Here is a 24,769-nt window from a genome sequence, read left to right on the forward strand (position 1 = left end):
GCCTCTTACAGCACAAGCTTCTCTGATGAGATAGATAATATGGATGCTTTGAAAGCGGATAATGTGATGGAGAATCTTGCTATCATAAGAAAAGGTCAGGCATTGATGGTAGACAGGAGAAACTGGATACAGTCAGCAGATACGTTGAGGCTGAACCTCACCAATACATCCGTATCAACCTATATGTTTGAGTTCAGCCCGATTGAGCTTGCCGGGGCAGAATCAGTAACACTGGTAGATAATTACCTGAAAACAAATACCCATATCAGTGTAACAGAAACCTCGCAGGTATTCTTCCAGGTAGGCAGCGACAGCAGATCAGCAGCGGCAGACAGGTTCAGTGTAATAATCCTGAATAAGAAAGGATTACCGGGATTGAACAGAGCATTAGAAGCTGTTGTATCAGCTTATCCTAACCCTGTAACAACCGGCAACATCAACCTGACATTTGATAACATTAAAGGCGGCGCTTATACGGTTGAGTTAGTAAACAATGCAGGGCAGGTAGTATTCCGTAAACTCATACATCTGGCAGAAGGCAGCAGAACCCGCAACGTAGATATAAATAATAATATTACCTCAGGTATTTACCAGGTAAGAATAACAGGCAGGGATATGCGAAAAGTGATAAAAATATTTAAGAAATAAGCAGGTAAAAGTGAGAAGGTGGAAGCGTATAAACCCTTGCACCTTCTACGCTGCTTATTTATCTGCTAATACACTTAACTTTACTTCTTAAAAATGACAGGTATGAAACTAAAAACATTTTTTATTACGTTGATCCTTATGTGTGGAATAGCATATGCACAAGATCTTCAGGTGCAGCCTGTTGATCCGGGTGGTGATCCTGATACAGAAGTACCCATTGATGGTGGTGTAGGTTTATTGGTAGCTGCAGGCATAGCTTATGGCGCTAAAAAAGCACACGATAAAAGAAAAATATCCCGGGAAAAACACGTAGTCAATAACCCCTAATAATTCCTGAACGTCCTTGTTCTGTTTATTTTCAGATCACGCAGCATGCCTGATTTGGGAAAGATGGATATATTGAAGGAACGCCAGGGGCCGAACGGTGTAACGTTTATAGACATCTGCCAGCAATGCATCTCGCGGGTGATATACATGCTGAAGGAAGGAATTTTCAATGTGCGAAAATCAAAATACCCGTTTGCGCCCATTTTCCATTTTTCAGTAAGGCTGAAATCGCCATTGAACTGAAGACTGGATGAAAAATTCGTTTTGTATGTATAGCTCAGCGAGTCTGTTTGCAATGTTTTACTAAAGCTCAGCGAATAGGAAACATTCACTGACCAGGGAATATTGAAGTCAACGAATTCAGAAGGATTTCTTCTTATATAATCCATTTGCGACTGCATTTCATCTGCAGTCAGGTTATCATAGTTATCGTATTGATCCTCCACTTTCTTATCCTTCTTTTCATCTTTAGGTTTACTTTTAAAGCTGGTAGATACAGCAAGGCTTCCATTCGTAATACGCCCTAAGGAAAACTTTTCTCCTGACCATGCATATTTATTCACCCTGTATCCGTACTGGTCTGTTTGATAGGGGTCAATATTTGCACTTGCGGTAATATTTATTTTTTCAAACAGCGTGCTCCTGGCATATATATTAAAATTGGAAAGGTTAAACGAATCTGCAAGCAGGTTATAACTGCTTGTTATACCAAACCCATCTATTATTTTTACTTTCTTCACGCCTTCTTCTTCGCTTTGTTCATCTCCTGCACTGGCAGTATCTCTTTTGTTCCTCACTTTCATTTCAAGAAAATTATCTATACCAAACCCAATGCTTCCGGATCTGCCGTAACCAAATGAGCCATAAGTTGACCCGTCAAACTGCGACAACATCGCATAATGCCCTAAACTGTCTATTTGTGTATTACGATAATATGATTGAGACAGATCCGGTTTATACCCTATGCTTAACTGCGGACGCATGGTATGACGTATAGCCTGAATTTTAGCATCTTTGTTTTTCATAGTAAGCGTTCCGAACATGGATGTGCTGAATGATATAGACATTGAAATATCCCGCGCGGTAAAAAAGCCTTTTTCAATTTGCTTGCTTACAGAATTGGTAGAATCCACCCATTGCCGGTGCAGCTTTTGGGAATACCATCTTTCCTGGTAACTGAAGCCCGGCGATATCTGTATAGGACCAAGCTGCGGCAATGCAAGTGTTATTGGTATATTATGCTGTGCCCCGTATTGAAAAGTATCGATCAATTGCCTGAAGCTAAAAGCGGTATCATAAAACATCGCCTGTCCCTTTACACTACCAGTATATCCTATCCCTAATTTCTGGTACCATTTTCCAGAACCTACCATTTCTTTTGGTTGCAACGGGTATAATGTAGTTACATTAAAATTGATATCAGGAAGGTTAAGATTAACCGTTTTATTCAATGTATTCTGCGAATGGTTCAGGTTTACAGATAAATTATATGGTTTGTTGATCCACGATTTTTGATATGAAATGGAAGAGCTTAACTGGTTGGTAAAAGCAAGCGGCTGGCTATAGCTGTAGTTTGAACTATTGGTTTGGTTTACATAAGCATTGGTGGTATTATACTTTGCATATGAGCTCGACATAGTGTTTACACTCGCCGAAAAACTTACGCCGGGCCTTGCCTTGCTATCTGTTCTATGGCTCCAGTTTAAAGAATAGCTCTTTGTTTTGTTATAATCCGGATCACCTTTAAACCCGGTATGCATATTTTGATAACTGAAATTCAGTGAGCCATTATATTTATACCTTACGCGGTAGGTTGGCGATATATTTAATCGCCAGCTTCCGTAAGAATAAATATCAGCCCTTGTAGTTATATCAAAATTATCGCTGATCACTTTATAGTAACCTAATCCTTCAAGACCAACACCCAGGGTTTCAATAACTGTAAATTGCGGCGGCAGAATACCGGATTGTCTTCCCTGCTTCATCGGGAACATACCAAAGGGCAATATAACAGGCAATACCGGAACGTTTTCAAATTCTACGCCTACAGGCCCGGTAACGGCTACTTTTTTAGTTATATATTTTATTCTTTTAGACCTGAAAGCAAAGTGCGGTGTATCATAATTACAGGTAGTAAAGCGGCCTTTGTACGCATATATCGTTTGAGCATCTACCTTTTTTACCACTTCCGCAAAATTATACAGCTCTGCCTGTTGAAAATAACTGCTGTGCGAAAGCCCCTTCTGTGTTTTAAAATTAAATTCCAGGCTGTCGCTTTCTGTAACAATATCAGCCTGCACCAACTTTGCCGGGGCTATCACTTTGCCAGCAGTATCAAGCCTCATCCGCGCTTTTACAATATTGGTCTGCTGATCAAATATTATTTCAGGGGCCGTAAGGTTGATGTCTTTATATTTTACATCTGTTTCACCATATAAAAAAAGCTTCTTTCCTGAAACATCTAATATCATTGAGTCCTTAGCCTTATAATCTATCGGCCCATCAATAGAATCTTTAGACATTTTTACGCTGAATGTATCAACCACTTTTCGCTTAGCCGAGTCAGTTAGTAGCAAACCAGTACTGTCAAGCAAAATATCAGTATCACCAACTATAACCGTATCTTTAGATGGAGGTAAGCTGTCTGTAATTTTCTTTACCGGTATAGTATCTTTTGAAGGCGGAATGGTATCAGCAAAAGCTGTTAAATTATTGTAAAAAGGAAAATTACTTTTGCTTTTTGACCATGCATTATACGTTATTGCAATAGTAAGCAGCAGTAAGGTTGAGGTAAATATATAATTTCGCTTAAATTTGCGACGTTTATTTCTCATATAATCAACAGGAAACAAAAATAGCCATATTACAGGTAAGAAAACGTGAAGAACTGATTTGAATTACTAACCCTGATAAATTTTAACAACGAGATGCACAAAAAACTATTTGTATCATCTTTTTTTATTCTGATCTCCCTGTTATCTTATAATGCTTCGCTGGCACAAAAGAGCCGTATTAAAACAATTATTGTTGATGCGGGACATGGGGGAAGAGAGCCCGGAGCTAAAGGTTCTTATTCTACTGAAGCACAAATAACATTGGCGCTTTCCCTTAAAGTAGCGGCATTGCTTGAAAAGGAGCTTCCTGACACAAAAATCGTTCAAAGCCGTACCACAGACGTATTTCAGCCGGTAACGGAAAAAGCGGCTTTTGCCAACCAGAACAAGGGAGATTTATTTGTATGCATACATGTAAATGCCGCACCGCCTATCCGGCATTCACAAGTTACCGGTTACAGGAATAAAGTATATTATACCGGCAAGGGTAAAAACAGGAAAAAACATACCAAAAAAGAACCTGTTTACAAGGTTTGGTATACGCCTAACCCCAGATATGGAACCGGCACTTACGTGTGGGCAGCAGACAGAGACGATAATAAAGCAAATGCCATGAGTGAGCGCTTTGAATCTGAAGCTGAGGTAAGTGATGATGTACCCGACCCGAATACACCTGAAGGTCTTATTGCCAGCCGTCTGTGGGTACAGAAATATTTTAAGAATAGTGTTCGCCTGGCCAGCATGATAGAGAATGAATTTGTAAAAATAGGCCGCAAAAGCGATGGCGTGCTGCAACGCAATGAAAAAGGTATTTGGGTACTTCAGGCAACCAATATGCCGGCAGTGCTCATAGAAACCGGTTTTATCACCAATAAGGAAGAAGAAGATTTTCTTAACAGCGAGGAAGGCCAGGAACAGATGTCTGCAGCTATTGTGAGGGCTGTTGTAAATTTTAAAAAATTACTGGATAGCTCAAGAGGTGGTGCCGGAACAGACAATGCTTCTGCAAACCCTGCCCCTGTTAAAACAAAAAACACGGTTACCGCAGCATCCGCCACAAAATCTTCTGGCAGCAAGACCCAATCCGGAAAGTGATCGCACTTTGATGTAATACCCTATTTTTGCATTGAAAGTGTTGATTTTGAATAATAAGTAAACGGTGTAAATCGTTCATCCTGGAGTTTTATGTGAATATTATATAATGTGGCCGGGATGTTTTCATAAACAGGGGAACCTGTTTTAAATTAAAACGAATAGGATGAAAGTCTCTAATGAAACCAAAGTAGGTGCTCTGACTGCTATTGCTATTACTTTACTGATACTCGGATTTAATTTTTTGAAAGGCAAATCAGTGCTTGAAAAAACTTTTCACCTGTATGCCAGGTTTACTGATGTAGATGGACTGGCAGTGTCCAATTCTGTTATGATCAATGGCTTGCCCGTAGGTAAAGTATATGCCATTGAAGAAGCCGATAAGAATCTTACAGGCATTATCGTAACCATTAATCTCACTAAAAATATCAATATCCCTCAAAACTCACTGGCATATATTTCATCCAGCTTATTGGGCAATACAACACTTAATGTAAAGTTGGGAAATGAGCAGGTTTATGCAAAAAATGGCGATACACTAACCACCAATATCTCGCCGGGTCTGCTGGAAGAGGTTACAGGAAGGCTTGATCCCACCCTGGTAAAAGTAAATGCTGCGCTGCAATCAATGGATTCTGTGCTTAAGCTTATAGGTGGCGCCCTTGATGCAAATGCTCAAAAGAACTTTCAGAATATACTTGCCAATCTTGCTATATCAACCGCGCATCTTAATACTTTATTGAATGCACAAAGCGGCGCACTGGCTCAAACCTTATCAAACGCAAGTGCATTTACAGGTAATCTTAAAAAAAACAATGATACCATCACGCAAATATTCTCCAACCTTAATGCTACCACAACCAAATTGGCAAACCTTGAGCTGGAACAGACTTTAACAAAACTGCAGAATGTTGCCGGCGAACTTAATACTACCTTGAACAAAATAAACACCAATGATGGCACATTAGGCTTACTGATGAATGATAAGAAACTGTATACGAATCTTACCTCTGCATCAAACAGCCTGAATGTATTGTTACAGGATTTCAGGGTACATCCCCGCCGTTATACCGGTGGATTGGTGTTTGGAAAAAAAGACAAATCAGCACCGCTAATGACCCCGTTACCAGATACTTTAAGTACTGTACCGGTTGATAAAAAGAAGTGATGAACACATTAAGGAGGATAGGATTATCTGCATTATTTATAGTAACCATATTATTTGCGCTTGCGCAACAAAAACCTCCGGCAACCCCTGCGTCGCCCGCTACGCAGCAGGATACTACAAAAAATATCAATCTTATACGCTCCAATGTTTTAAGGTTTGAACAAAAAGATTCTACGGAACTACAAGTGCTGGTAGGCGATGTGATATTGCAACAGGACAAAACACTTTTTTACGGAGACAGTATAGTAATGGATAAAACAAGGAACGTAATTGAAGTTTTTGGCAATATTCATATTAATGATTCAGACAGTGTAAATGTGTACTCTCAATACCTCATATACTATGGCAATACCAAAATTGCCAATCTAAAAAAATCAGTTAAACTTACAGATGGTAAAGCCACTCTTACTACAGATGAACTGGAATATGATCTTAATAGTAAAACCGGCACTTACGTAAATGGTGGTAAAATTGTGAACGGTTCGTCTATCCTTACCAGTAAGGAAGGCTATTATTATGCAGATACAAAAGACGCCTACTTTAAGAAAAATGTAAAAATGGTTGATCCTAATTATACAATGGCAACAGATACGCTTTTGTATAATACGGAAACACAGGTGGCCACATTTGTAGCGCCCACCACAATAAATGACGGAAAATCTATTATCCGGACATCGGATGGTTCGTATGATATGAACAGGGGGCTGGCAAATTTTGGGAGCCGCCCTACTATTGAAGACAGCACACAATTTATTACAGCAGACAGTATTGCTTTTGATAAGAATACAGGGGAAGGTTTTGCCAAGGGAAACTTCGTGTACAGAGATACAACCCAGGGAATAACGGTATTGGCTGAACGAAGTTTTTTTAACCGCGACGCTAAGACATTCCTTGCTACCGAAAAGCCATTAATGATCATTAAGCAGGACCAGGATTCCCTGTTTCTTACAGCAGATACTTTATACTCAGGCATACGCCTGGACACTACATATGTGCAGGACTCTTTAAGCTTAACGCAGACAACCAAAGCAGATATCAAAGGCAATATACCCGATGCCGTAAAAATGGACATTCATAAGCCGTTACCCGATAAACTGCAGGATAATATAGCAGGAAGACCTGGAATGGGAGCACGCCCTGGCGCAAAGCGGCCACCTGCGGGCAAAAAACCGGCAGACAATAATCCACAACTACCAACAGATATTAAAAAGGATATACCACTCCCCCCGGATACTTCAAAGTCTATTGCAATCCTTGCAAACCCAATAAAAGATTCTTCGTTTGCAGTGCCTGAAGCAATAAGCGACAGCACTAATATTGACAGCCTGGCAAGGGCTATTGCTTTGAACAAAGCTGCCGCGGATAGCATACTAAAAAGAGATGCTGTTCGCAAACAGGATTCCATAAAGGCAATGGCTGCGAGAAAAATAGACAGGGTTGACAGTGTTCGTTTTTTTGTAGCCTATCATCATGTAAAAATGTTTGAAGATTCGATGCAGGCAGTTTGCGACAGCATGTTTTTCTCAGGCAAAGATTCTATTTTCCGGTTATACAATGACCCCATCGTATGGTCGAAGGAAAGCCAGATATCAGGAGATACCATACATCTTTATACAAAAAATAAAAAACCGGAACGGGTAGAAGTATGGGAAAATGCTTTCAGCATAAGTAAAAGCAACGATGAGTTTTATAACCAGCTAAAGGGCAATACTATCAATGGATTTTTTAATGAAGGCGAGATAGAACATATACGGGCCAAAGGCAGCGCCGAAAGTTTATATTACCTGCAGGATGATGATAGTGCTTACACCGGCGCTAACTATGCTAAAGCCGACCTGATCAATTTATACTTTGCTAAAAAAGAACTGGATAAAATCTCGTGGATAAATGATGTGGAAGGCGGGTTCTATCCTGTGAACCAGGTACCTGAAGACCGGCAGCGTTTCAGAAATTTTAAATGGCAGGAAGCAAGAAGACCTAAGACAAGGGCTGAGTTGTATCAGTAATAACGGTTCTGTATATTTTATTAAACTGTTTCCCAATCTCATCATAATTATACTTCTTAACCGCATCTTCCGCAATCATTTGTTTGTCAAACGAAGCATATTTGTCCATCATATCAAGCATAGCACTCAGCAACTGATCTTCATTTTCTGATTTAACCAGTATACCATTTGATTGATCAACGGCTTCTGGTATACCGGCGACATCTGTAGCAACAACAGGTAATCCGCAGCAAAGTGCTTCAATGATCACACAGGGAAAATTTTCGTAACGGCTGAACATTACAAGCGCGGAAGCCTGCAGCATATGCTGTGCAACTGCTGCATAGCTGAGTTCTCCCTTTAAATATACAAACCCCGTCAATCCCAGGTCATCAATATATTGCTGCATGACATTATCAGCATTTCCTATCAGTTCCAGCTCCCAATCCTGCCTGATATTTTTAAGCTTTGTGCAGGCATTAAGAATCCCTACAGTATTCTTCTGATAGCTCATTACAGAAATATGAACAAACCGGAACTTCACCGGCATAGTTCTTGGTTTATAAAAAAAATAGTTGGTGTTTACAACATTATGAATTACGCTAACAGGTTTTAACGCAAACAGCTTCTGTATAATATTGCTGTCATGCCGCGAAACAGATGTAACAGCAATTGCATTCCGGAAAACCGAACGAACATTTTTACGAAACCAGGCAGACCTGTTTTCAAATGTATCGGACGGACCCGGCACATATGTAGCGGAATGTTCTGAAACAAGATAAGGAATACCCCATTTCTTTTTTATCCATTTAGCAATCACACCTGCTTTCATAGGCACATGTACATGAACGAGATCAGGAACACCGTTTTTATCAAAATACGCTCTTATTACAGAGCGGTATGTTTTATAATATTTCCAGTTGTAAAAAAATTTATCCAGGATTTTAATTCCCGTTCGGGGGAATTTGAAATATATCCTCAACTCCCTGACGCCTTCATTTAGTATTTCTTCCCTGCCTGTTTGTGGTATTGCTATTGTTTCGCCGTGTTGTTCAACATATATTACGGATATATCAGCAAATTTTGATACCGCACGGGCATGGCGTTGTACAAAATCTCCTTCTAGCGGAGAGATTTTATTGGGATACCAACTTGCCAGCCAAAGTATTTTCATGTCATGTTGCTTGTATCATTTCAGCAAAATCATCATTGAGTAACCTCCCCAAAGTTTAATGCTTAATTCTTTATTGATTGCAAAACTTATTTTCCTCAATTGTTTTTTTACAAATAATTTAAACGTTGCAGCCGGCTTAATATCCAGGTCGGGTTTTGAATATTCAAAATCAATAACAGTAAAGCCGATATCAGCCAAAAACCATAATACCATTTCCTTTGAAAAATAATGAATATGTCCTACCGCATTTCTTTGTTGCAATAATATATGCGGTCTGAGCAATGACCAGCAACACAAATCAAGTGGAATATGAAATATAAAATATTCGCTTCGTGCTTTCAACTTCCGTAAAAAGCCATAAAAATCATCTATATGTTCAATAACATCTATAGCTAACAACAGGTTGGTTTGAGGATAACCATCTTTGGTATAATCATCATTTATAAATTGTACATTACCGGTACCTTTTTTACAGGCAATGGCAATAGCATCAGGAGCAATATCAAACCCCGTAAATGTTTTTGTACCCAGATCTTTCTTAGCAAGTTCTTCCAGAACTCCACCTGCTCCACAACCCACATCTACTATATCAGCTGGTAAAATATTATTTCTTTTCAGCAGTTTATGAATTATAGCCGCCTTCCACGAAGCATCTTCAAGATTCCAGTTTTGGTTGTGCTCCAGGTAACTTCCTCCTGTATAAAATTCATTACTGCTTATCTTCATAAACGGGGCTTCCAGTTTTCTACAATCATTTGCTTTAATTGATAAAAGTCTGCCATACTGATTTTGTAAAACCGCAGATAAGATATTGAATTTTCCTTTCTGAAAACTGAGAGAAGAAAAATATGATAAAAAATATATCCGATACTGCTGACAGTGGCAGCGCCATTTATACCATACCGTGGCGTAATAATCATATTACCGGCAATAATCACTCCTAAGGTAAAACATAAGGTTATAACATTAATCTTTATTCTTTTAACGCCCGCATAGTATGCTGTTACAGGATACAACATTACTAATGCCAATACACCTGGTATCAGCAATAAAAATGAAGTATACATTTCGTTGAATGTTTTACCAAAAATAAATGGAAATAACCAAAAACCTGTTGCTGCAAGCCCCAGGCAAACAAATACATATATCAAGAGCAATACTCTTGCAATAATGGCAATCTTTTCACTTATACGACTTTCACCCGAACCGATAATTGACGGGAATACCGCGCTGGCAATAATTGACGGCAAAATGAAAAGTGTTTGTGCCAGCTTTGATACCTGTATATAATTTCCCAATGCTGTCGCGGAACAATAATATTCAACAAACCAATAATCTATTCTGTATACCAGAAAAAAAAGAATATTCGCAGAAAAAGCTACAAAACTATATTTCGCAATTTTTATAAGATCTCGTTTCACCGGTATCTTAAACAATGCCGGCCTACCATATTTTGCATAAAACAATATTGCCGTTAATACACCCTGTATAAGAAACCCGGCGAAAAATATATTTATATATGTTTGAGAACTGAACAATAATCCATTGGAGAAAGGAATTAAAGCGACAAGCACGATGTTTATCAATGCAAGTAACATGTTGGGCAGGGCAAAATTCTTTTTGGCGTAAAAAGCCGCAGTAAAAAAGTTAACAAGCATACAGCCGGAAACATAACATACCGCCGGAAAAAATTGTTGAGCATATGATTCGGGAATAAAGCCAGCATATATAGATACCTCTAAGAGAATAAACACCACAATAGTGGAGAACAGCGTCCACAACACCGAGAAATTAGCAAGTTTTAATACCGGCACTTCACCTGAAGCAGTATAATATGCCACCCCAGACTCCATACTTAAACCTGATATGGCAACAATTAGCGCGAAATTATTTACAACAAAATAAATAAGCCCGCTATACGATGCTTCGTAATAGCGGGCTATCATAATATTCAGCAGCAGCACAGATGCGAAGTATATACCCCTCCACAGTACACTTTGATATATAAGGCTGCGAAGTTTCATTGATTATTTCAATGCATCGATAATCTGCGTGAAGTCTGCAGCGACCAGCGAAGCTCCTCCAACCAATCCTCCGTCTACATCCGGTTTTGAAAATATTTCTTTAGCATTACTGCCTTTTACACTGCCGCCATATAAAATCGGAACAATACCGGCAGTTTCTTTACCATATTGAGCGGCTAATACAGCTCTGAGATGTTGATGCATTTCCTGCGCCTGGTCTGCAGTGGCGGTTTTTCCTGTTCCTATTGCCCATATTGGTTCATAGGCAATCACTATTTTTGCCAGTTGCTCTGCAGACAAATGAAAAAGACTCTCTTTTAATTGTTTTTCCACAAAGCTGTTTTGTGTTCCTGCCTCACGAATGTTCAAAGGCTCTCCGCAACAAAAAATGGGTGTAAGTCCGTAGCTTAATGCCATATCCACTTTCTGTGCAAGCAATGCATTGGATTCAGAAAAATATTCTCTTCTTTCAGAGTGCCCCAATACCACATATTCCACACCAAGAGAATGAATCATTTCTACCGAAGTTTCCCCGGTATAAGCTCCTGATTTTTTTTCAGAACAGTTTTGTGCCGCAACAAAATAATTAGGATGGCTGTTTACCTTGCTTTGCGCAAGAGCGAGATACGGAAATGGAACCGCGAATACTACCTTCTGATGATCTGAAAGTTGTTTGGACTGCTGCAGCAGGTTATTTAATAATTCCTCTGCCTGCGTAATCGTAAGATTCATTTTCCAGTTGGCGGCGGCTACTTGTTGTCTCATTATAGTGTTGTTTTGTATAAATGTTTTAAAATGGCTGTTTCTTTATCTGTTAATTTTTGATGCTTCAGCTTTTTCCAGTTATCAATGTGCTGCAATGCTTTTTCAAGAATATACCGGTCGTTTACTCCCCATGTAAAATCAGGGATGTGTTTAGCGCTTAATCCTTCTCCAAAAATATTACAGGCTACGCCTGCAAATGTAGCGGTATTCAGTGAAGTATTAATAGCGGTTCTGGTATAATCTCCCATCATTACACCACATTTTAATCCTGCGTTTATATGCTCACTACCCGGAAATAATTTAATGATATCGCCTGCATCGTTTTTTATATTTGAATTGGAAGTGCCGGCTCCCAGGTTGCACCACTCTCCTATTACCGAATCGCCAAGATATCCATGATGCGCTTTATTAGAATAACCCATCAGAATACTATTTTTTATTTCTCCGCCTGCATGGCAAAATGGACCTATAGTAGTTGCGCCATATATAGCTGTTCCCATTTTAAGCACAGCAGACTCACCCAAAGCAAATGCCCCTCTTATCATGCAACCTTCCATGATAGTTGCATTGCGGCCAATATATACCGGACCGGCAGAGGCATTAATAATACAGTGCTCCACTATTGCGCCATCTTCAATAAAAATATTTTCAGGAGCTACTACCCTATTGGTGTCAGCAATTTTTTTTGACTGCCTGCCACCTGTTATTAATTGAAAGTCGAAACGTATTGCTTCATCATTATATTGAAACAGATGCCAGGGATAGCTGATATAAACCACCTCCCCATCAAGTTGTGTTGTTTTATTAAATGCTGAAATTTTTATATCATCTACCTGCACATTTTGATGCTGCTCCGTATAAAAGGCAATAATATTATTCTTATATACAATAGCTTCATCATGCTGCAATTCATCTAACATTGCCAGCAATACACTACCGGGAAGAATAGCAGCATTGATAAAAAGCTTTTTCCCCGGGCTCATTCCCTTATTACTGATATATTCCGCTGTGAGCGTTTCTACCTTCTTTCCGGTAATATATTCCCATCTTTCTTTGGGTGTTAATATACCAAAACGAATATCCGCTACGGCCCGTGTTTGTGTAAAGGGAAAAAGCGATCCTCTTTGAGTAGTATCAAATAAAACGATATCCGTATTTTTCAGCATATGCTCAAAGATCAGTTGTGAATAAAAATTTCCTGCTTTTTTGTGATATCCAGTTTAGATGAAAGAATACCGGCAATAAGAATGTCCCGGTATTCAGGTGAGCGGGCAGTATATATTATATAGGCAGGTACTGTAATATTTCTCACTCCTTCAACCAATACATTAACAGGCATGGTTGAGAAAAAACAATCTTTATATAACATTTCTTTAACGCCGGTTTCATTCAATTAATTAACTTTCTTTATCTCCACATAAAAATTCCTGTCAACAGAAAATTCAGTAACCGCTTGTTTCACTTTCAACTTTTTCCATCTTTGTGTTGGGCTTATCCAGAATGCTGCACCGCCGGCTTGTACCTTTAAAGGCAAATCAAATCCGTTTATGCAGTTGGTCCAGCGATAAGTAATTTTTTTCCCTTCAATTTTATATTCAAGCACCGGTATTTGAACATTGTTCAGGTACTGATCAAATACTTTCGAAAAATCAATACCGGCTTCTTTGCTGATGTATTGCTTTACATCCGCACCATCAACGGTTTTATGATAAAATTTTCCATTCAATCCTCTTAATATCTTCCTGAACTTTTCATCATCATTAATTACCTGTCGAATGGTGTGAATCATATTTCCTCCTTTATAATACATATCGCCCGAGCCTTCCTGGTTAACACCATACGGGCCTTGCACGGGAAGCTTATTCTGTATCCTGCTTCTCGTACCTATCACATAATCATTGCCTGCTTCTTTGCCAAATTCGCAGGTTACAAAAATGGTTTCTGAATAATTGGTAAAGCTCTCATGCACCCACATATCAGCAACATCATTGGAAGTTATATTATTACCAAACCATTCATGCCCGCTTTCATGCACAATTATGAAGTCCCATTTTAATCCCCAGCCTGTCTCCGAAAGATCAGTTCCCCTGTAACCATTGGCAAAATTATTTCCATAAGCCACAGCGCTCTGGTGTTCCATACCCAAATGCGGCGCTTCAACCAGCTTATAACCATCTTCATAAAAAGGGTAAGGCCCAAACCAGTGCTCAAAACATTTCAGCATTTGGGCAGCCTGCTTAAATTGTTCTTTTGCTTTATCAAGGTTATAATCCAGCACCCAATAATCGCAGTCCAGTTTCCCTTTTTCACCTGCAAAATCTTCATGCCAGTGCGCATACTTGCCTATATAAGGAATGATATTATAATTGTTGATAGGATTGGTTACCGCCCAGGTATATGCTGTCGTTCCATCACCGTTCTTAATGGTACTTCTCCATCTTCCATTCGATATTGCAACCAATGTATCAGGAACGATCATGGTTACTGAAGCACTGTCCGGTTCATCGCTCTGGTGATCTTTACATGGATACCAAACGCTTGCGCCAAGTCCCTGGCAGGCAACACTGATCCACGGATTTCCACTTTTATCTTTACTCCATATTACACCGCCATCCCAGGGCGGGCGGATGGCAGGACGGGGAATACCATGATAATATACTATAATATTCTTTATTGCTTTTATTTCCTGGTTTTGTGGTACACTCACAAAATACGCATTCCCATCTCTGCGAAACATAAGCGATTTACCATCAAGTATAACACTATCTATATCCAGTCCCACCTGCAGATCAACCTGCATTTCTTTTGTGGGGGTTGACAAAACCTGGTAAGCAATAATATTCTTTCCTGCTATGCTCCGTTTATTAAAATCAAAGCTGCAGGTCAAATCATATTTTGTAACATTCCACCAGCTTCTTTCAGGTGTTATGGTGCCCCTGAGCGTATCTGCCCGTGTAAACTCGCCAGGCTGATGTGTTAGCTGCGAAAAAAGCTGAACCGAACAAAAGGAAAGCAGTAATAAAACCGCTACAGACTTTATTTTTTGCACTATACAAACGATTTAAGCGCTAAATTTAGCATGATTTACGAATACCGCAGACAAATTATGGTGATAAACCCCAAAGTTCCTTTAAACGGTAAGTATCCAGATTCACATACCCGTGCATTTCGTTTAATTTCTTCCATAACAATACTACTAATAACAGGCATAATCATGTTATTGGCAGGTTGCAGAAGCAAACATAATAACACAAAAAAAATATTTCGCTACAATCAATCTGAAGGTATAGCTTCATTAGATCCTGCTTTTGCAAAAAATCAGTCCATTATGTGGGCAACACACCAGTTGTACAATACACTGGTAGAAGTTGATGAAAATATGCAGATACGTCCATCTTTATGCAAAAGCTGGGAAATATCCGCTGACCGCCTGACATATACTTTTCATCTTCGCAATGATGTATATTTTCATGATAATACAGCTTTTGCCTCCGGAAAGGGAAGAAAAATGATTGCAGGGGATATAGCTTTCAGCCTGCACAGGATCATTGATAAAAAAACCGCATCGCCGGGCGCCTGGATCTTTAATAACAGGGTTGATCCTGTAAACGCATTTACGGCGTTAAATGATTCTACTTTTCAATTAAAGCTATTAAAGCCTTTTAATCCCATACTGAATATTCTGAGTATGCAATACTGCTCGGTTGTTCCTCATGAAGCAGTAGCGCAATATGGCAATGCATTCAGGAGAAATCCCTGCGGAACGGGTCCTTTTAAATTCACGTTGTGGGAAGAAGGACAGTTATTGCTTATGTCGAAAAACGAACATTACTTTGAAAAAGACAGTGCCGGCAAAAACCTGCCTTATATTGATGGCATTAAAGTATCTTTTTTAGACAGCAAAGCAACGGAGTTTCTTGAATTTACACAAGGCAAGCTTGATTTTGTAAATGATATTGACGCATCGTTTAAAGACGAAGTGCTGACTAAAAAAGGAGAACTGCGAAAGGAATGGAAAGATAAAGCGGCTTTAAGCAAACACACTTTTCTAAATACAGAATACCTCGGCATTCTTGCTGACACAAATAATCCTTTATTAAAAAACAATCCACTCAGGCTAAAAAAAGTAAGGCAGGCAGTTAATTACGGCATCGACAGGAGCAAAATGATCATGTATCTCCGTAATTCATTAGGTCTACCTGCAACAGGCGGTTTTATTCCGGCAGGATTACCTTCTTTTAACGCACAAAACTGGGGATATGATTATGATATTGCAAAATCTGCGCAACTGCTGAAAGAAGCCGGTTTCCCCGAGGGAAAAGGCCTGCCGGAATTTACATTGCTGACAATACCTGTATACGCAGAGTTGGGTAGCTTTGTTGCCAAACAACTGGAAGATATTGGCGTGAAAGTGCAGGTTGAAGTAGTACAAAAAAGTTTGTTGCTGGAACAAACGGCTAAATCAAATGCGTTGTTTTTCCGTGGAAGCTGGATGGCAGATTATCCGGATGCGGAAAATTATCTCAGTGTTTTTTATGGGAAAAATCCGGCACCCCCTAACTATACAAGGTATAAAAACACCGCATACGACAAATTATATGAACAGGCTTTAACAGAAGAAAACGATAGCCTGAGATATAAAATGTATAATGAGATGGATAAAATGATTATTTCAGATGCGGTTGTTGTTCCTTTATGGTATGATATGGTTGTGCGGCTGATACAGCCCCGTATTCGTAATTTTGTACCCAATAGTTTAAACCTGCTTGAGCTGAGGAAGGTGGCAATAGAAGAAGGTGGAAGGCGTAAGGTAAAAGGTGGGCAAGAAACAATAGTAACAACTAAAACAGTAAAAATAAAGCGCTTTAATGACTAAGAGCTGATGGCTGATAGCTGATAGCTAAAACCTGATATTGCCATGAACACAGACCCCCGTTATCCGATAGGAGAATATGAACCGCAGCCTTTTTCTGCACAAACAAAAGAAGCATGGCTGGCTGATATAAAATTTCTGCCACAGCTTCTTGAAAATGCGATATTAAACCTTGATGAGCAGCAATTACAAACGCCTTACCGCGATGGCGGCTGGACTGTTCAGCAACTGGTACACCATGTTGCCGACAGTCATATAAATGCTTATTGCAGGTTTAAACTGGGAATTACTGAAGATCATCCCTCTATAAAACCTTATGAAGAAAAACTTTGGGCAAACCTGCACGATAATCATTTACCCATCAATATATCCATTACACTTTTGCATGCATTGCACAGCAGGTTATATGATTTGCTTTGCAGCATTGATGATAACACATGGAACAGAACGGTGTTTCACCCTGAAAGTAAAAAAACAATGACATTATGGTACTTGCTGGGCAGCTATGCGTGGCATGGCAAACATCATGCAGCGCATATTACTTCGCTTAAACAAAAAAAGAACTGGGCTTAAAATATTTATATGAAAGATCTTAGCTGGAAAGTATTATCATCTTCTTACTTGTTTAAAGATTTATGGTTTACGGTTAGAAAAGATAAATGTGTAACACCGGAAGGTACCGTTGTTGACCCCTATTATGTATATGAATTTCCTACCTGGGTAACCGTAGTAGCATTAACGGAGGACAATAAAGTTATTATGGTAAGGCAGTATCGCCATGCACTGGGAGAAACGCTTATGGAAATACCCGGGGGTTGTGTTGATGATACCGATACATCATTAGAAGAAGCTGCCGCACGTGAGCTGCTGGAAGAAACCGGTTATGTATGCGATCAATATGATTACCTGGGTAAAATATCAGCCAATCCTTCTACCAACAATAATATCATGCACATGTATCTTGCCCGCAACGGTAAAAAAATAAAAGAGCAGGCGTTGGATCATAATGAAGAAATAGAAGTATATCTTTTAACGATAGATGAAATAAAAGCATTGCTGAAAAGCAACCAGATACTGCAGGCAATGCATGCTACCTGCTTATTTTACGCATTGAATAAATTAGAAGAAATGAGCTATTGATAAAAGAAGAAAGCATCAAGTTTTATATCGTATCCGGCTTTCGCCTTTTACTTTACTTAACCCGATGCTTTCGTGAGAAATTTCCTTCTTTTTACAGAATTCTGTTTCTCGTTGTTATCATCTTTCCGTTGCCGGTTTTCTGATAACGTTTGTTCTATAAAGATAGCATACGCTACCTGTTGTTTCCAAATTTTAAGCATATTTGATATGCACCCGATGCGCACATAGTTATACACATATTGTATTTATAATAGAAATCATATAACCACGAATGAATATTGCTTATATCGTTTATAGCGGCGAAGTAAAATACTTACCGGCAAATAACTTTAATGAAATTGAAGATCTCCTGCCTTTTTTACAACACAAAGGCTTAAATATTACTGCCGAAATTTGGGATGACCCTGCAGCAGATTGGGAAGCATATGATGTAGTACTCTTAAAAATGCCCTGGGATTACCATGAAAAATACACTCAGTTCAAAGCATGGCTTGATAAAATAGAAGCTCTTGGCATTAAAATGCTTAATGATTTCCATTTAGTACGATGGAATATGGACAAACATTACCTGGAAGCAATAGCAGCGGCTGGACTGCCTGTTATTCCTTCTATATTTCTTGATAAAGGATGGAACGGTGAGTTATCATCGCTGTTTAAAACATTACAGGAAACGACATTGATCATAAAACCATGTGTAAGTGGTGGTTCAAAAAATACGATTATAATACAAAGCGATACAGTAGCAGACCAGGCAGGTAACATTTTATCGCTATTATCACAGGGCGATTTTATTGCCCAGCCGCTAATGTCACAAATTGAGGAAGGAGAATGGTCTTTTATATTTTTTAACAGCAGGTATAGTCATACTATTATTAAGAAGCCTAAAGCCGGCGACTTCAGGGTACAACAAATTTATGGAGGAACAATAGTACCGGTTAACGCTGAACAAGCGCTTATTAAAAGCGCTGAAGCTTATGTGCAGCAATTTGCCGGAGGCACTTTATATGCAAGAGTAGATGGCTTAATCGCAGACGGGCGCTTTGTGTTGATGGAACTGGAGCTGATAGAGCCGTTTCTCTACCTTTCTTACGGCGACGATGCTGTAGAAAATTATTATAACGCCCTGAAAGAGCAACTGATAAAAATATAAACTTAAAAAATATGGGAAGGCATTGCAGGAAAGCAATAAAACAAAAAAGGTCTTCTGTAGACACAGATGACCTCTAACGATTGCTTGCCATATGAAAATTCTTAATAATCTTTATTTCATTTGTGATTACTTCACTACGTAATCATCTCTTTTCGGAAACCACTTTTCTTCATCTTCTTTTCTCTGTTTCCGTTTACAGTGTAAAAATAATACAGGTGTGAGCGGCTGACAAAACAACTTATTGAGGATTATATCATGCCAAGAGAAATAATAAACGCTGCAAATCCTTTACAGTAAAGGATTTCCTTCAAAAAAGATTATGATGTCCAAAGTCTAAAAGATGGATAATTCTTTTAAAAACACAAAAGCGAAATGTTGAGTTTCGCTTTTGTATTAAAAATAACAGTTATACAACAAACACCTATTCAGCCGGTATTTCTGTTAAAGGCGGCACATTATTCTGGAAGCCGTCATAGCCTTCATTTTGATTAATTACACCTCCCACATTGCCATTAATTGTTCCCTGGGGAATTGGCCATAAAACATGGTATGGGCTTATAGTATACTTATCCCCGTGATTTGTTGTTACGCCTTTATTATAGAACTCCGTTTTTTCCATGATCCTGTCATAGAAGAAATTATCCTTTGAAAAGTTTGCAAGTGTATATGTTTTTCCATTATAAGCAGCCTTGCCAGTGAGGGCAAATAAATATGCAATCCGCGTAAGCTCTACTTTTCTGGGCTCTTCATAATATAATTCTCTTGCACGCTCATCAAGAATAGTTCCGATATTAACGTCTGCGGCAGTTATAGGCTGGCACCCTGCCCTTGTTCTTACTTTATTTAAATCAGCGGCAGCTAATTCATTTTCTCCCTTCCAGTAATATGCTTCTGCACGTAAAAGATAGGTTTCAGCAAGACGAAATACGTACCAGTCTGTATGTCCGCCGCTTGGATTGGAGTTTTGGTTATCTGCGATAAAGAGCTTGTAATGTGGCCAATCAAACCAGCTACGGATAGTATCGGTACATAAAATCCCTCCATTGCTATTGTATTTCTGAAGATTTTTTCCATAGTATGGATCTGATTTGATGGTGTAATTATTATATAACAGATCCTCCATGCGCATCCAAACACCGGGTGCATGTCTCATATCTCCTGGATCGTCCCATATCGTATGCGTACTGTACCATGTGCCACGGCAACGGCCGATACCTCTTCCATACATATTAGCCTGATCCCAGTCAATAAGGGGCTGGTTCTTTTTTTGAGCGTCTGAGGTACCCTTATTGCCTGTCGGAGTATTGATATTAGAAAACCAGAAGGGAACTCCCTGCCTCATCGTGGAACCGCCTCCCGAAAAATCTCCATTATCAATATACCCATCCCTGTCTATTACCAGCATTAGTGCTTCTGTATTTGCGGCTACCGCTTTATTGAGCGGACGATGCAAATCCCATATCAGGTTTTTCGTAGCATCGTCTTTATCTGTTCCAAATCTTTGGGTCATCAGGGCATGTACGCCATCGTCAATCACACGTGTAGCAGATGCAATGGCATCATCAAATTTTCCTAACGCCAAATTTACTTTAGTGAGCAGATGACTAACAGCGCCTTTCGAAACAGCCCCGCCATCTGCCTTTACCGGAACCCATTGCTCCGCAAATTCAAGATCTTCTTTTATTCTTTGCAGAATCACTTCCCGCTTAACCGTTGCATAATCTACTTTTGGAGACGAAACTTCCTTCAATATCGCAGGAATATCTCCAAATTCATTGGTTAACATATAATATCTGTAAGCTCTGTGAAAATATGCTGCTCCAAGAACTGCATTCTTTTCTTCTTCTGATTTCCAGGCCGGCAGGTCAATATATGTTATTGCTGTATTAGCATACTTTATTCCTTTATAACCTTCGCTCCAATACCAACCAATTCTGTTATAGTCTGTACTATTCAGGTTTGCCGTAGGAGTAATCAAAAGGTTAAGATCCTGTGCTGGTCCTGACTTATCAGTAGTTCCTTCAACCGCTACTTCCGAAAAAATATTCTGGGTAATGATAGGGGCGCCATCACCAAACCATTCATACCTAAGATTCCGTTCACATGCAATCAATGAGCTTTTTAACCCTTCTACCGTGTTAAAGGTATTTTCAGGTGTGTAAAAGGATAAAGGCTCTGGCGTAAGAAAATCTTTTTTGCACGAGCCTGCAAAGCAAACTGATAGAATCATCGCAGTGTTTAATGCAATTTTATCTAAAGTTCTCATTGTATAATATTTTAAAAATAATTTGAGATAATATTTCACATTCCCTTTATCGATTAAAGGTTGAGGTTTATGCCCAGCGTATATATCCGTGGAGTAGGACCAGAATTTTCCGGATCCCAGAATGTCCACTGAGGAGCATAAAATCCAGCATTTTTAATGGTGAAATAAAATCTCAAATCCTGTAAATGAATACGACTGATCAGGCTTTGCGGTAAATTATAAGCTAAAGCAATATTATCAAGCCTTATTAAAGATTTCTTTTTGTAAATGCTATAGCTTGCGCCTCCATCGCTTGAGAACAAACGTGCATAATCATTTATAGGATTTTCGGCTGTCCAGAATGGCAGCGCATAAGAATTTACGCGATCAGGAAATGCGTTGCTCCTGTTTTTTGCCTGGTTGTAGGTAGCGCTATGCCCCCAATAGGAATACATCAGGAATGAGAATGTGAAATTTTTAAGAAAAGTAAATTCATTGCGCATTGTCCAGCGAAAACGCGGTTCGGTATAACCAAGATACATCCTGTCATCATCTGTATACTTTCCATCATCATTCACATCCACAATATGAAAATCTCCGGGCTGGACACCGTATATTGCAGCTTCATCTTTATCTGCTGTTTGCCAGATACCGATGGCTTTTTGATCCCAAATTACATCAAGCGGCTGACCGATAAACCATTTGTTGGCCTTGTCATCCGGTTCTACCTGGCCAATTACATTTCCATTAGCATCCTTAACATCAACCTTAGTTCCATACAGGTGTACAATTTTATTTCTGTTCAATGAAAAGTTAATTGAAGTATTCCACTGAAAGTTTGGACGTTGAATATTCTTTGTATTCAGGGATATTTCTATACCCTTGTTATCAACTTGACCAAGATTATCCCAAACAATATCAAATCCACCTATTGGAGGAAGTGTGCGCTTAACAAGCAAATCATTGGTTTTGCTCTTATATACGTCTATGCTTCCGTCTATTCTGTTATTAGCTACAGAAAAATCCAAGCCGAGATTGAAAGCTGTTGTAGTTTCCCATTTCAACAATTTATTCTGCATATTATTAACATACAGTTGCGATACCTGGGATACTGTTCCATCCGATAAAATATGAAGATACTTGCCGGTTGCAAGATCTGCCAATGCTACATATCTTCCGATATCACGGTTACCGTTTAACCCGTAGCTCACCCTTAGTTTACCATAATTCAGCCAGCTTGCTTTACTCATAAAAGATTCATCGCTAAATACCCAACCCAAAGCTGCTGAAGGAAAAGTTGCCCTCGGATTGCTTTGCCCGAAAGCAGAATAGCCATCGCGCCTTACGGTAAGCGTGAGCATATACCTGCTTTTGTAGGAATAAAATAATCTTGCCATAAGAGCGTCTGCTGTACTTACTTCATCCCCGGGCTTTGAATCATCCCCTTCGTCACTAAAAGTACAATAGTTACAAACCGTAACATTAGTAGCTGCTCCCATATTGTGGTAGCTCAATACATCACTGGGTTGAAATCCTGTAGCTACCACTTTATTTCTCCATACCTGGAATTTTTCCGCATTTACAAGTCCTGTAAAATCCAAATGATGGTCTTTTCCAAAATCCCTGCCCCAGGTTAAGAGGTTATCAATTTGCCATTGATAGATATTCCTGTTTTCTCTTGTAGCTCTTCCTCCAAGATTTGTCCACGCCTGCCATAAAGCAGATTCACCGTTAAAATAGTTATACCATTCAAACCGGGGCGTAAAATTTGTTTGAAACTTTATGCCAAATGGCAGGGATAATTTTGCATATAAACTTGCATTCAGTTCATAATACTTTTTTAAGCGATTGGTGTACGTAGGAACACCGAAAGGATTATTACCTCCACTTACTTCGTCATTGGGATTAAATCTTAATACTGTTGAATCATCATTATAATATGACCCCCAGGGAGAGTTTGCTGTAATAAGCGACCAATCCACCGGAATAGAACTTTCGTCTCTGATACTGAATTGAGTATTCATACCAACACTCAGGAAATTCGTAACTTTTGCATCTATATTCAAACGCGAACGCATTACATTATAATCATCTCCTTTGATAACTCCTTCGTTTTTCATATACCCTAACGACCAATAATAATTTATCCCTTCTTTTCTCCCCGATAAACTGATATTATGATCCTGACGAATACCATTATGAAACATCATATCATACCAGTCAATGGATTGTCCTTTTTTATAGTTTTCAATTTCAACAGGCTGAAGGTTTAACCGTTGAAGCCATACCGTTACCGGATCAGCAGAAGCATTAGAATTATCATAAGCAAGCCAGTCGGTAACAGAAATATCAGAGGGTAAAGTGCGCGGGTCATCAAATTGGTAAGGTTTGGCATTTACGTTTGTACTGTACTTGACATTCCTTCTCCATGTATATAAGAACTCCTCCGCAGTATACACTCTTTCGTTAACACTCATCGTAGCAACACCCACACTTGAGTTTACATTAATAGTAGGTTTGCCTGTCTTACCTCTTTTGGTAGTAATCTGAATTACACCACTTGCAGCCTTAGCACCATATACCGCAGCAGAACTTGCATCTTTCAATACATCTACTGTTTCAATATCATTAGGATTAATGTCTGCCAATGCGCCATAATAAATAACGCCATCCATTACAATCAATGGGCTTGATCCTGCATTCAACGTATTTTTCCCTCTTACCTGCAGACTGGCATCGCCCTTAGCAGAAGCATTGAATCCTACATTCAATCCTGGTACATTTGCTCTTAAAACATCCTGCACTGAAGCCGGATGCTCATTAACCAGTTGTGTTGCTTTAACAGAAGCAATAGCTCCTGTCAGATCTTTCTTTTTAGTAGTGCCATAACCAATTACCACTACCTGGTCAAGTGATGACGCATCATTTTCGAGCGATACATTAATATTGGTTTGATTACCAACCGTAATAGTTTGAGATTTAAAACCTACTGATGTAAATAAAAGTTTGGCAGTTTTTGCAACGTTATCAAGCTTAAATCTGCCCTGATCATCGGTAATGGCGCCATTTGTGGTGCCCTGTACTATTACAGATACGCCGGGTACTCCCTCCGGGCGTTCGGCAGATGTTACCCTGCCACTTACCGTAACATTTTGTGCGATTGCGTTTCCCCATATACCTGCAAAAAAACATAGCAGCAGGAGAAATCTGTGAAGAGATTTTTTCATCATAATAGCAGCTTTTGTTAGTTAATAATGGTTTTGTTAAAAAAAATTAATGAGCTGTGGGCTTTCAGCTTTCAGCCGTCAGCTTCCAGCTATCAGTATTCTGCAGCCGGTAATCAG

19 protein-coding genes are annotated in these 24,769 nt (G+C 39.2%); 9 read left to right on the forward strand and 10 right to left on the reverse strand.

Annotation, left to right across the window (positions count from 1 at the left end; translation table 11 throughout):
* Both DC498_RS15290 and DC498_RS15295 read left to right on the forward strand, forming a co-directional pair.
* On the forward strand, window positions 1–648 hold a 648-nt coding region (locus DC498_RS15290), incomplete at its 5' end, for a T9SS type A sorting domain-containing protein (protein WP_133176864.1).
* Between the two features lie 102 nt (window positions 649–750).
* Complete coding sequence (locus DC498_RS15295) at window positions 751–975, forward strand: PID-CTERM protein-sorting domain-containing protein (protein ID WP_133176865.1); 225 nt, start codon at window positions 751–753, stop codon at window positions 973–975.
* Here DC498_RS15295 and DC498_RS15300 read toward each other — a convergent pair.
* A complete protein-coding gene (locus DC498_RS15300; protein WP_116875055.1) occupies window positions 972–3,809 on the reverse strand; it encodes a putative LPS assembly protein LptD in 2,838 nt (945 codons plus the stop codon). The genes DC498_RS15295 and DC498_RS15300 overlap by 4 nt on opposite strands.
* Before the next feature lie 93 nt (window positions 3,810–3,902).
* Between DC498_RS15300 and DC498_RS15305 the strand changes: the two genes are divergently transcribed.
* From DC498_RS15305 to DC498_RS15315, 3 genes are all read left to right on the forward strand, one after another.
* Window positions 3,903–4,904 (forward strand): N-acetylmuramoyl-L-alanine amidase family protein, encoded by a 1,002-nt coding sequence (locus DC498_RS15305; RefSeq protein WP_116875056.1) that lies wholly within the window; start codon window positions 3,903–3,905, stop codon window positions 4,902–4,904.
* A gap of 163 nt (window positions 4,905–5,067) precedes the next feature.
* Window positions 5,068–6,069, forward strand: a complete 1,002-nt coding sequence (locus tag DC498_RS15310; protein WP_116875057.1) for an MlaD family protein — start codon at window positions 5,068–5,070, stop codon at window positions 6,067–6,069.
* The gene (locus DC498_RS15315) at window positions 6,069–8,075 is read left to right on the forward strand and encodes an OstA-like protein (RefSeq protein WP_116875058.1); all 2,007 of its coding nucleotides are present in this window, start codon (window positions 6,069–6,071) and stop codon (window positions 8,073–8,075) included. The genes DC498_RS15310 and DC498_RS15315 overlap by 1 nt, the downstream gene beginning before the upstream one ends.
* Here the strand turns inward: DC498_RS15315 and DC498_RS15320 are convergent.
* From DC498_RS15320 to DC498_RS15350, 7 genes are read right to left on the reverse strand one after another with little or no spacing between them, the layout of a single operon-like run.
* Window positions 8,047–9,228: a glycosyltransferase gene (locus DC498_RS15320; RefSeq protein ID WP_116875059.1), complete on the reverse strand. Its 1,182-nt coding sequence runs from the start codon at window positions 9,226–9,228 to the stop codon at window positions 8,047–8,049. The two genes, DC498_RS15315 and DC498_RS15320, sit on opposite strands and share 29 nt — an antisense overlap.
* A gap of 15 nt (window positions 9,229–9,243) precedes the next feature.
* A complete protein-coding gene (locus DC498_RS15325; RefSeq protein WP_116875060.1) occupies window positions 9,244–9,954 on the reverse strand; it encodes a class I SAM-dependent methyltransferase in 711 nt (236 codons plus the stop codon).
* The gene (locus tag DC498_RS15330) at window positions 9,951–11,252 is read right to left on the reverse strand and encodes a polysaccharide biosynthesis C-terminal domain-containing protein (protein WP_116875061.1); all 1,302 of its coding nucleotides are present in this window, start codon (window positions 11,250–11,252) and stop codon (window positions 9,951–9,953) included. Before DC498_RS15330 ends, DC498_RS15325 begins: the two co-directional genes overlap by 4 nt.
* 3 nt (window positions 11,253–11,255) lie before the next feature.
* The gene (gene tpiA, locus DC498_RS15335) at window positions 11,256–12,017 is read right to left on the reverse strand and encodes a triose-phosphate isomerase (protein WP_116875062.1); all 762 of its coding nucleotides are present in this window, start codon (window positions 12,015–12,017) and stop codon (window positions 11,256–11,258) included.
* Window positions 12,017–13,183 (reverse strand): putative sugar nucleotidyl transferase, encoded by a 1,167-nt coding sequence (locus DC498_RS15340; RefSeq protein WP_116875063.1) that lies wholly within the window; start codon window positions 13,181–13,183, stop codon window positions 12,017–12,019. The genes tpiA and DC498_RS15340 overlap by 1 nt, the downstream gene beginning before the upstream one ends.
* A gap of 11 nt (window positions 13,184–13,194) precedes the next feature.
* Complete coding sequence (locus DC498_RS15345; protein WP_116875064.1) at window positions 13,195–13,410, reverse strand: hypothetical protein; 216 nt, start codon at window positions 13,408–13,410, stop codon at window positions 13,195–13,197.
* Window positions 13,411–15,066, reverse strand: a complete 1,656-nt coding sequence (locus tag DC498_RS15350; RefSeq protein WP_240628026.1) for a M1 family metallopeptidase — start codon at window positions 15,064–15,066, stop codon at window positions 13,411–13,413. It abuts the gene before it with no gap.
* 30 nt (window positions 15,067–15,096) lie between these two features.
* On the opposite strand from DC498_RS15350, the gene DC498_RS15355 reads away from it, so the two are divergent.
* The 4 genes from DC498_RS15355 (at window position 15,097) to DC498_RS15370 (ending at window position 19,180) form a co-directional block, all read left to right on the forward strand.
* A complete protein-coding gene (locus tag DC498_RS15355) occupies window positions 15,097–16,893 on the forward strand; it encodes an ABC transporter substrate-binding protein (protein WP_240628027.1) in 1,797 nt (598 codons plus the stop codon).
* A gap of 42 nt (window positions 16,894–16,935) precedes the next feature.
* Window positions 16,936–17,463: a YfiT family bacillithiol transferase gene (locus DC498_RS15360; RefSeq protein ID WP_116875066.1), complete on the forward strand. Its 528-nt coding sequence runs from the start codon at window positions 16,936–16,938 to the stop codon at window positions 17,461–17,463.
* Window positions 17,464–17,472: 9 nt separating this feature from the next.
* A complete protein-coding gene (locus DC498_RS15365; protein WP_116875067.1) occupies window positions 17,473–18,030 on the forward strand; it encodes an NUDIX hydrolase in 558 nt (185 codons plus the stop codon).
* Window positions 18,031–18,301: 271 nt separating this feature from the next.
* The gene (locus DC498_RS15370; protein WP_116875068.1) at window positions 18,302–19,180 is read left to right on the forward strand and encodes an ATP-grasp domain-containing protein; all 879 of its coding nucleotides are present in this window, start codon (window positions 18,302–18,304) and stop codon (window positions 19,178–19,180) included.
* 421 nt (window positions 19,181–19,601) lie between these two features.
* On the opposite strand, the gene DC498_RS15375 is transcribed toward DC498_RS15370, so the two are convergent.
* Window positions 19,602–21,446 carry a RagB/SusD family nutrient uptake outer membrane protein gene (locus DC498_RS15375; protein WP_116875164.1) on the reverse strand — a complete coding sequence of 615 codons (1,845 nt, stop codon included), beginning with the start codon at window positions 21,444–21,446 and terminating at the stop codon, window positions 19,602–19,604.
* 53 nt (window positions 21,447–21,499) lie between these two features.
* Window positions 21,500–24,655 carry a SusC/RagA family TonB-linked outer membrane protein gene (locus DC498_RS15380; protein ID WP_206197638.1) on the reverse strand — a complete coding sequence of 1,052 codons (3,156 nt, stop codon included), beginning with the start codon at window positions 24,653–24,655 and terminating at the stop codon, window positions 21,500–21,502.
* Window positions 24,656–24,769 lie beyond the last annotated feature (114 nt).

This window comes from Terrimonas sp., assembly GCF_003075435.1.
In the GTDB taxonomy this organism is placed as follows: domain Bacteria; phylum Bacteroidota; class Bacteroidia; order Chitinophagales; family Chitinophagaceae; genus Agriterribacter.

Coding starts and splice junctions, on each gene's coding strand:
- DC498_RS15310 (WP_116875057.1), top strand. CDS start 5,068: ATGAAAGTCTCTAATGAAACCAAAGTAGGTGCTCTGACTGCTATTGCT.
- DC498_RS15295 (WP_133176865.1), top strand. CDS start 751: ATGAAACTAAAAACATTTTTTATTACGTTGATCCTTATGTGTGGAATA.
- DC498_RS15330 (WP_116875061.1), bottom strand. CDS start 11,252: ATGAAACTTCGCAGCCTTATATATCAAAGTGTACTGTGGAGGGGTATA.
- DC498_RS15370 (WP_116875068.1), top strand. CDS start 18,302: ATGAATATTGCTTATATCGTTTATAGCGGCGAAGTAAAATACTTACCG.
- DC498_RS15340 (WP_116875063.1), bottom strand. CDS start 13,183: ATGCTGAAAAATACGGATATCGTTTTATTTGATACTACTCAAAGAGGA.
- DC498_RS15365 (WP_116875067.1), top strand. CDS start 17,473: ATGAAAGATCTTAGCTGGAAAGTATTATCATCTTCTTACTTGTTTAAA.
- DC498_RS15360 (WP_116875066.1), top strand. CDS start 16,936: ATGAACACAGACCCCCGTTATCCGATAGGAGAATATGAACCGCAGCCT.
- DC498_RS15315 (WP_116875058.1), top strand. CDS start 6,069: ATGAACACATTAAGGAGGATAGGATTATCTGCATTATTTATAGTAACC.
- tpiA (WP_116875062.1), bottom strand. CDS start 12,017: ATGAGACAACAAGTAGCCGCCGCCAACTGGAAAATGAATCTTACGATT.
- DC498_RS15300 (WP_116875055.1), bottom strand. CDS start 3,809: ATGAGAAATAAACGTCGCAAATTTAAGCGAAATTATATATTTACCTCA.
- DC498_RS15355 (WP_240628027.1), top strand. CDS start 15,097: ATGATTTACGAATACCGCAGACAAATTATGGTGATAAACCCCAAAGTT.
- DC498_RS15380 (WP_206197638.1), bottom strand. CDS start 24,655: ATGATGAAAAAATCTCTTCACAGATTTCTCCTGCTGCTATGTTTTTTT.
- DC498_RS15375 (WP_116875164.1), bottom strand. CDS start 21,446: ATGAGAACTTTAGATAAAATTGCATTAAACACTGCGATGATTCTATCA.
- DC498_RS15305 (WP_116875056.1), top strand. CDS start 3,903: ATGCACAAAAAACTATTTGTATCATCTTTTTTTATTCTGATCTCCCTG.
- DC498_RS15325 (WP_116875060.1), bottom strand. CDS start 9,954: ATGAAGATAAGCAGTAATGAATTTTATACAGGAGGAAGTTACCTGGAG.
- DC498_RS15320 (WP_116875059.1), bottom strand. CDS start 9,228: ATGAAAATACTTTGGCTGGCAAGTTGGTATCCCAATAAAATCTCTCCG.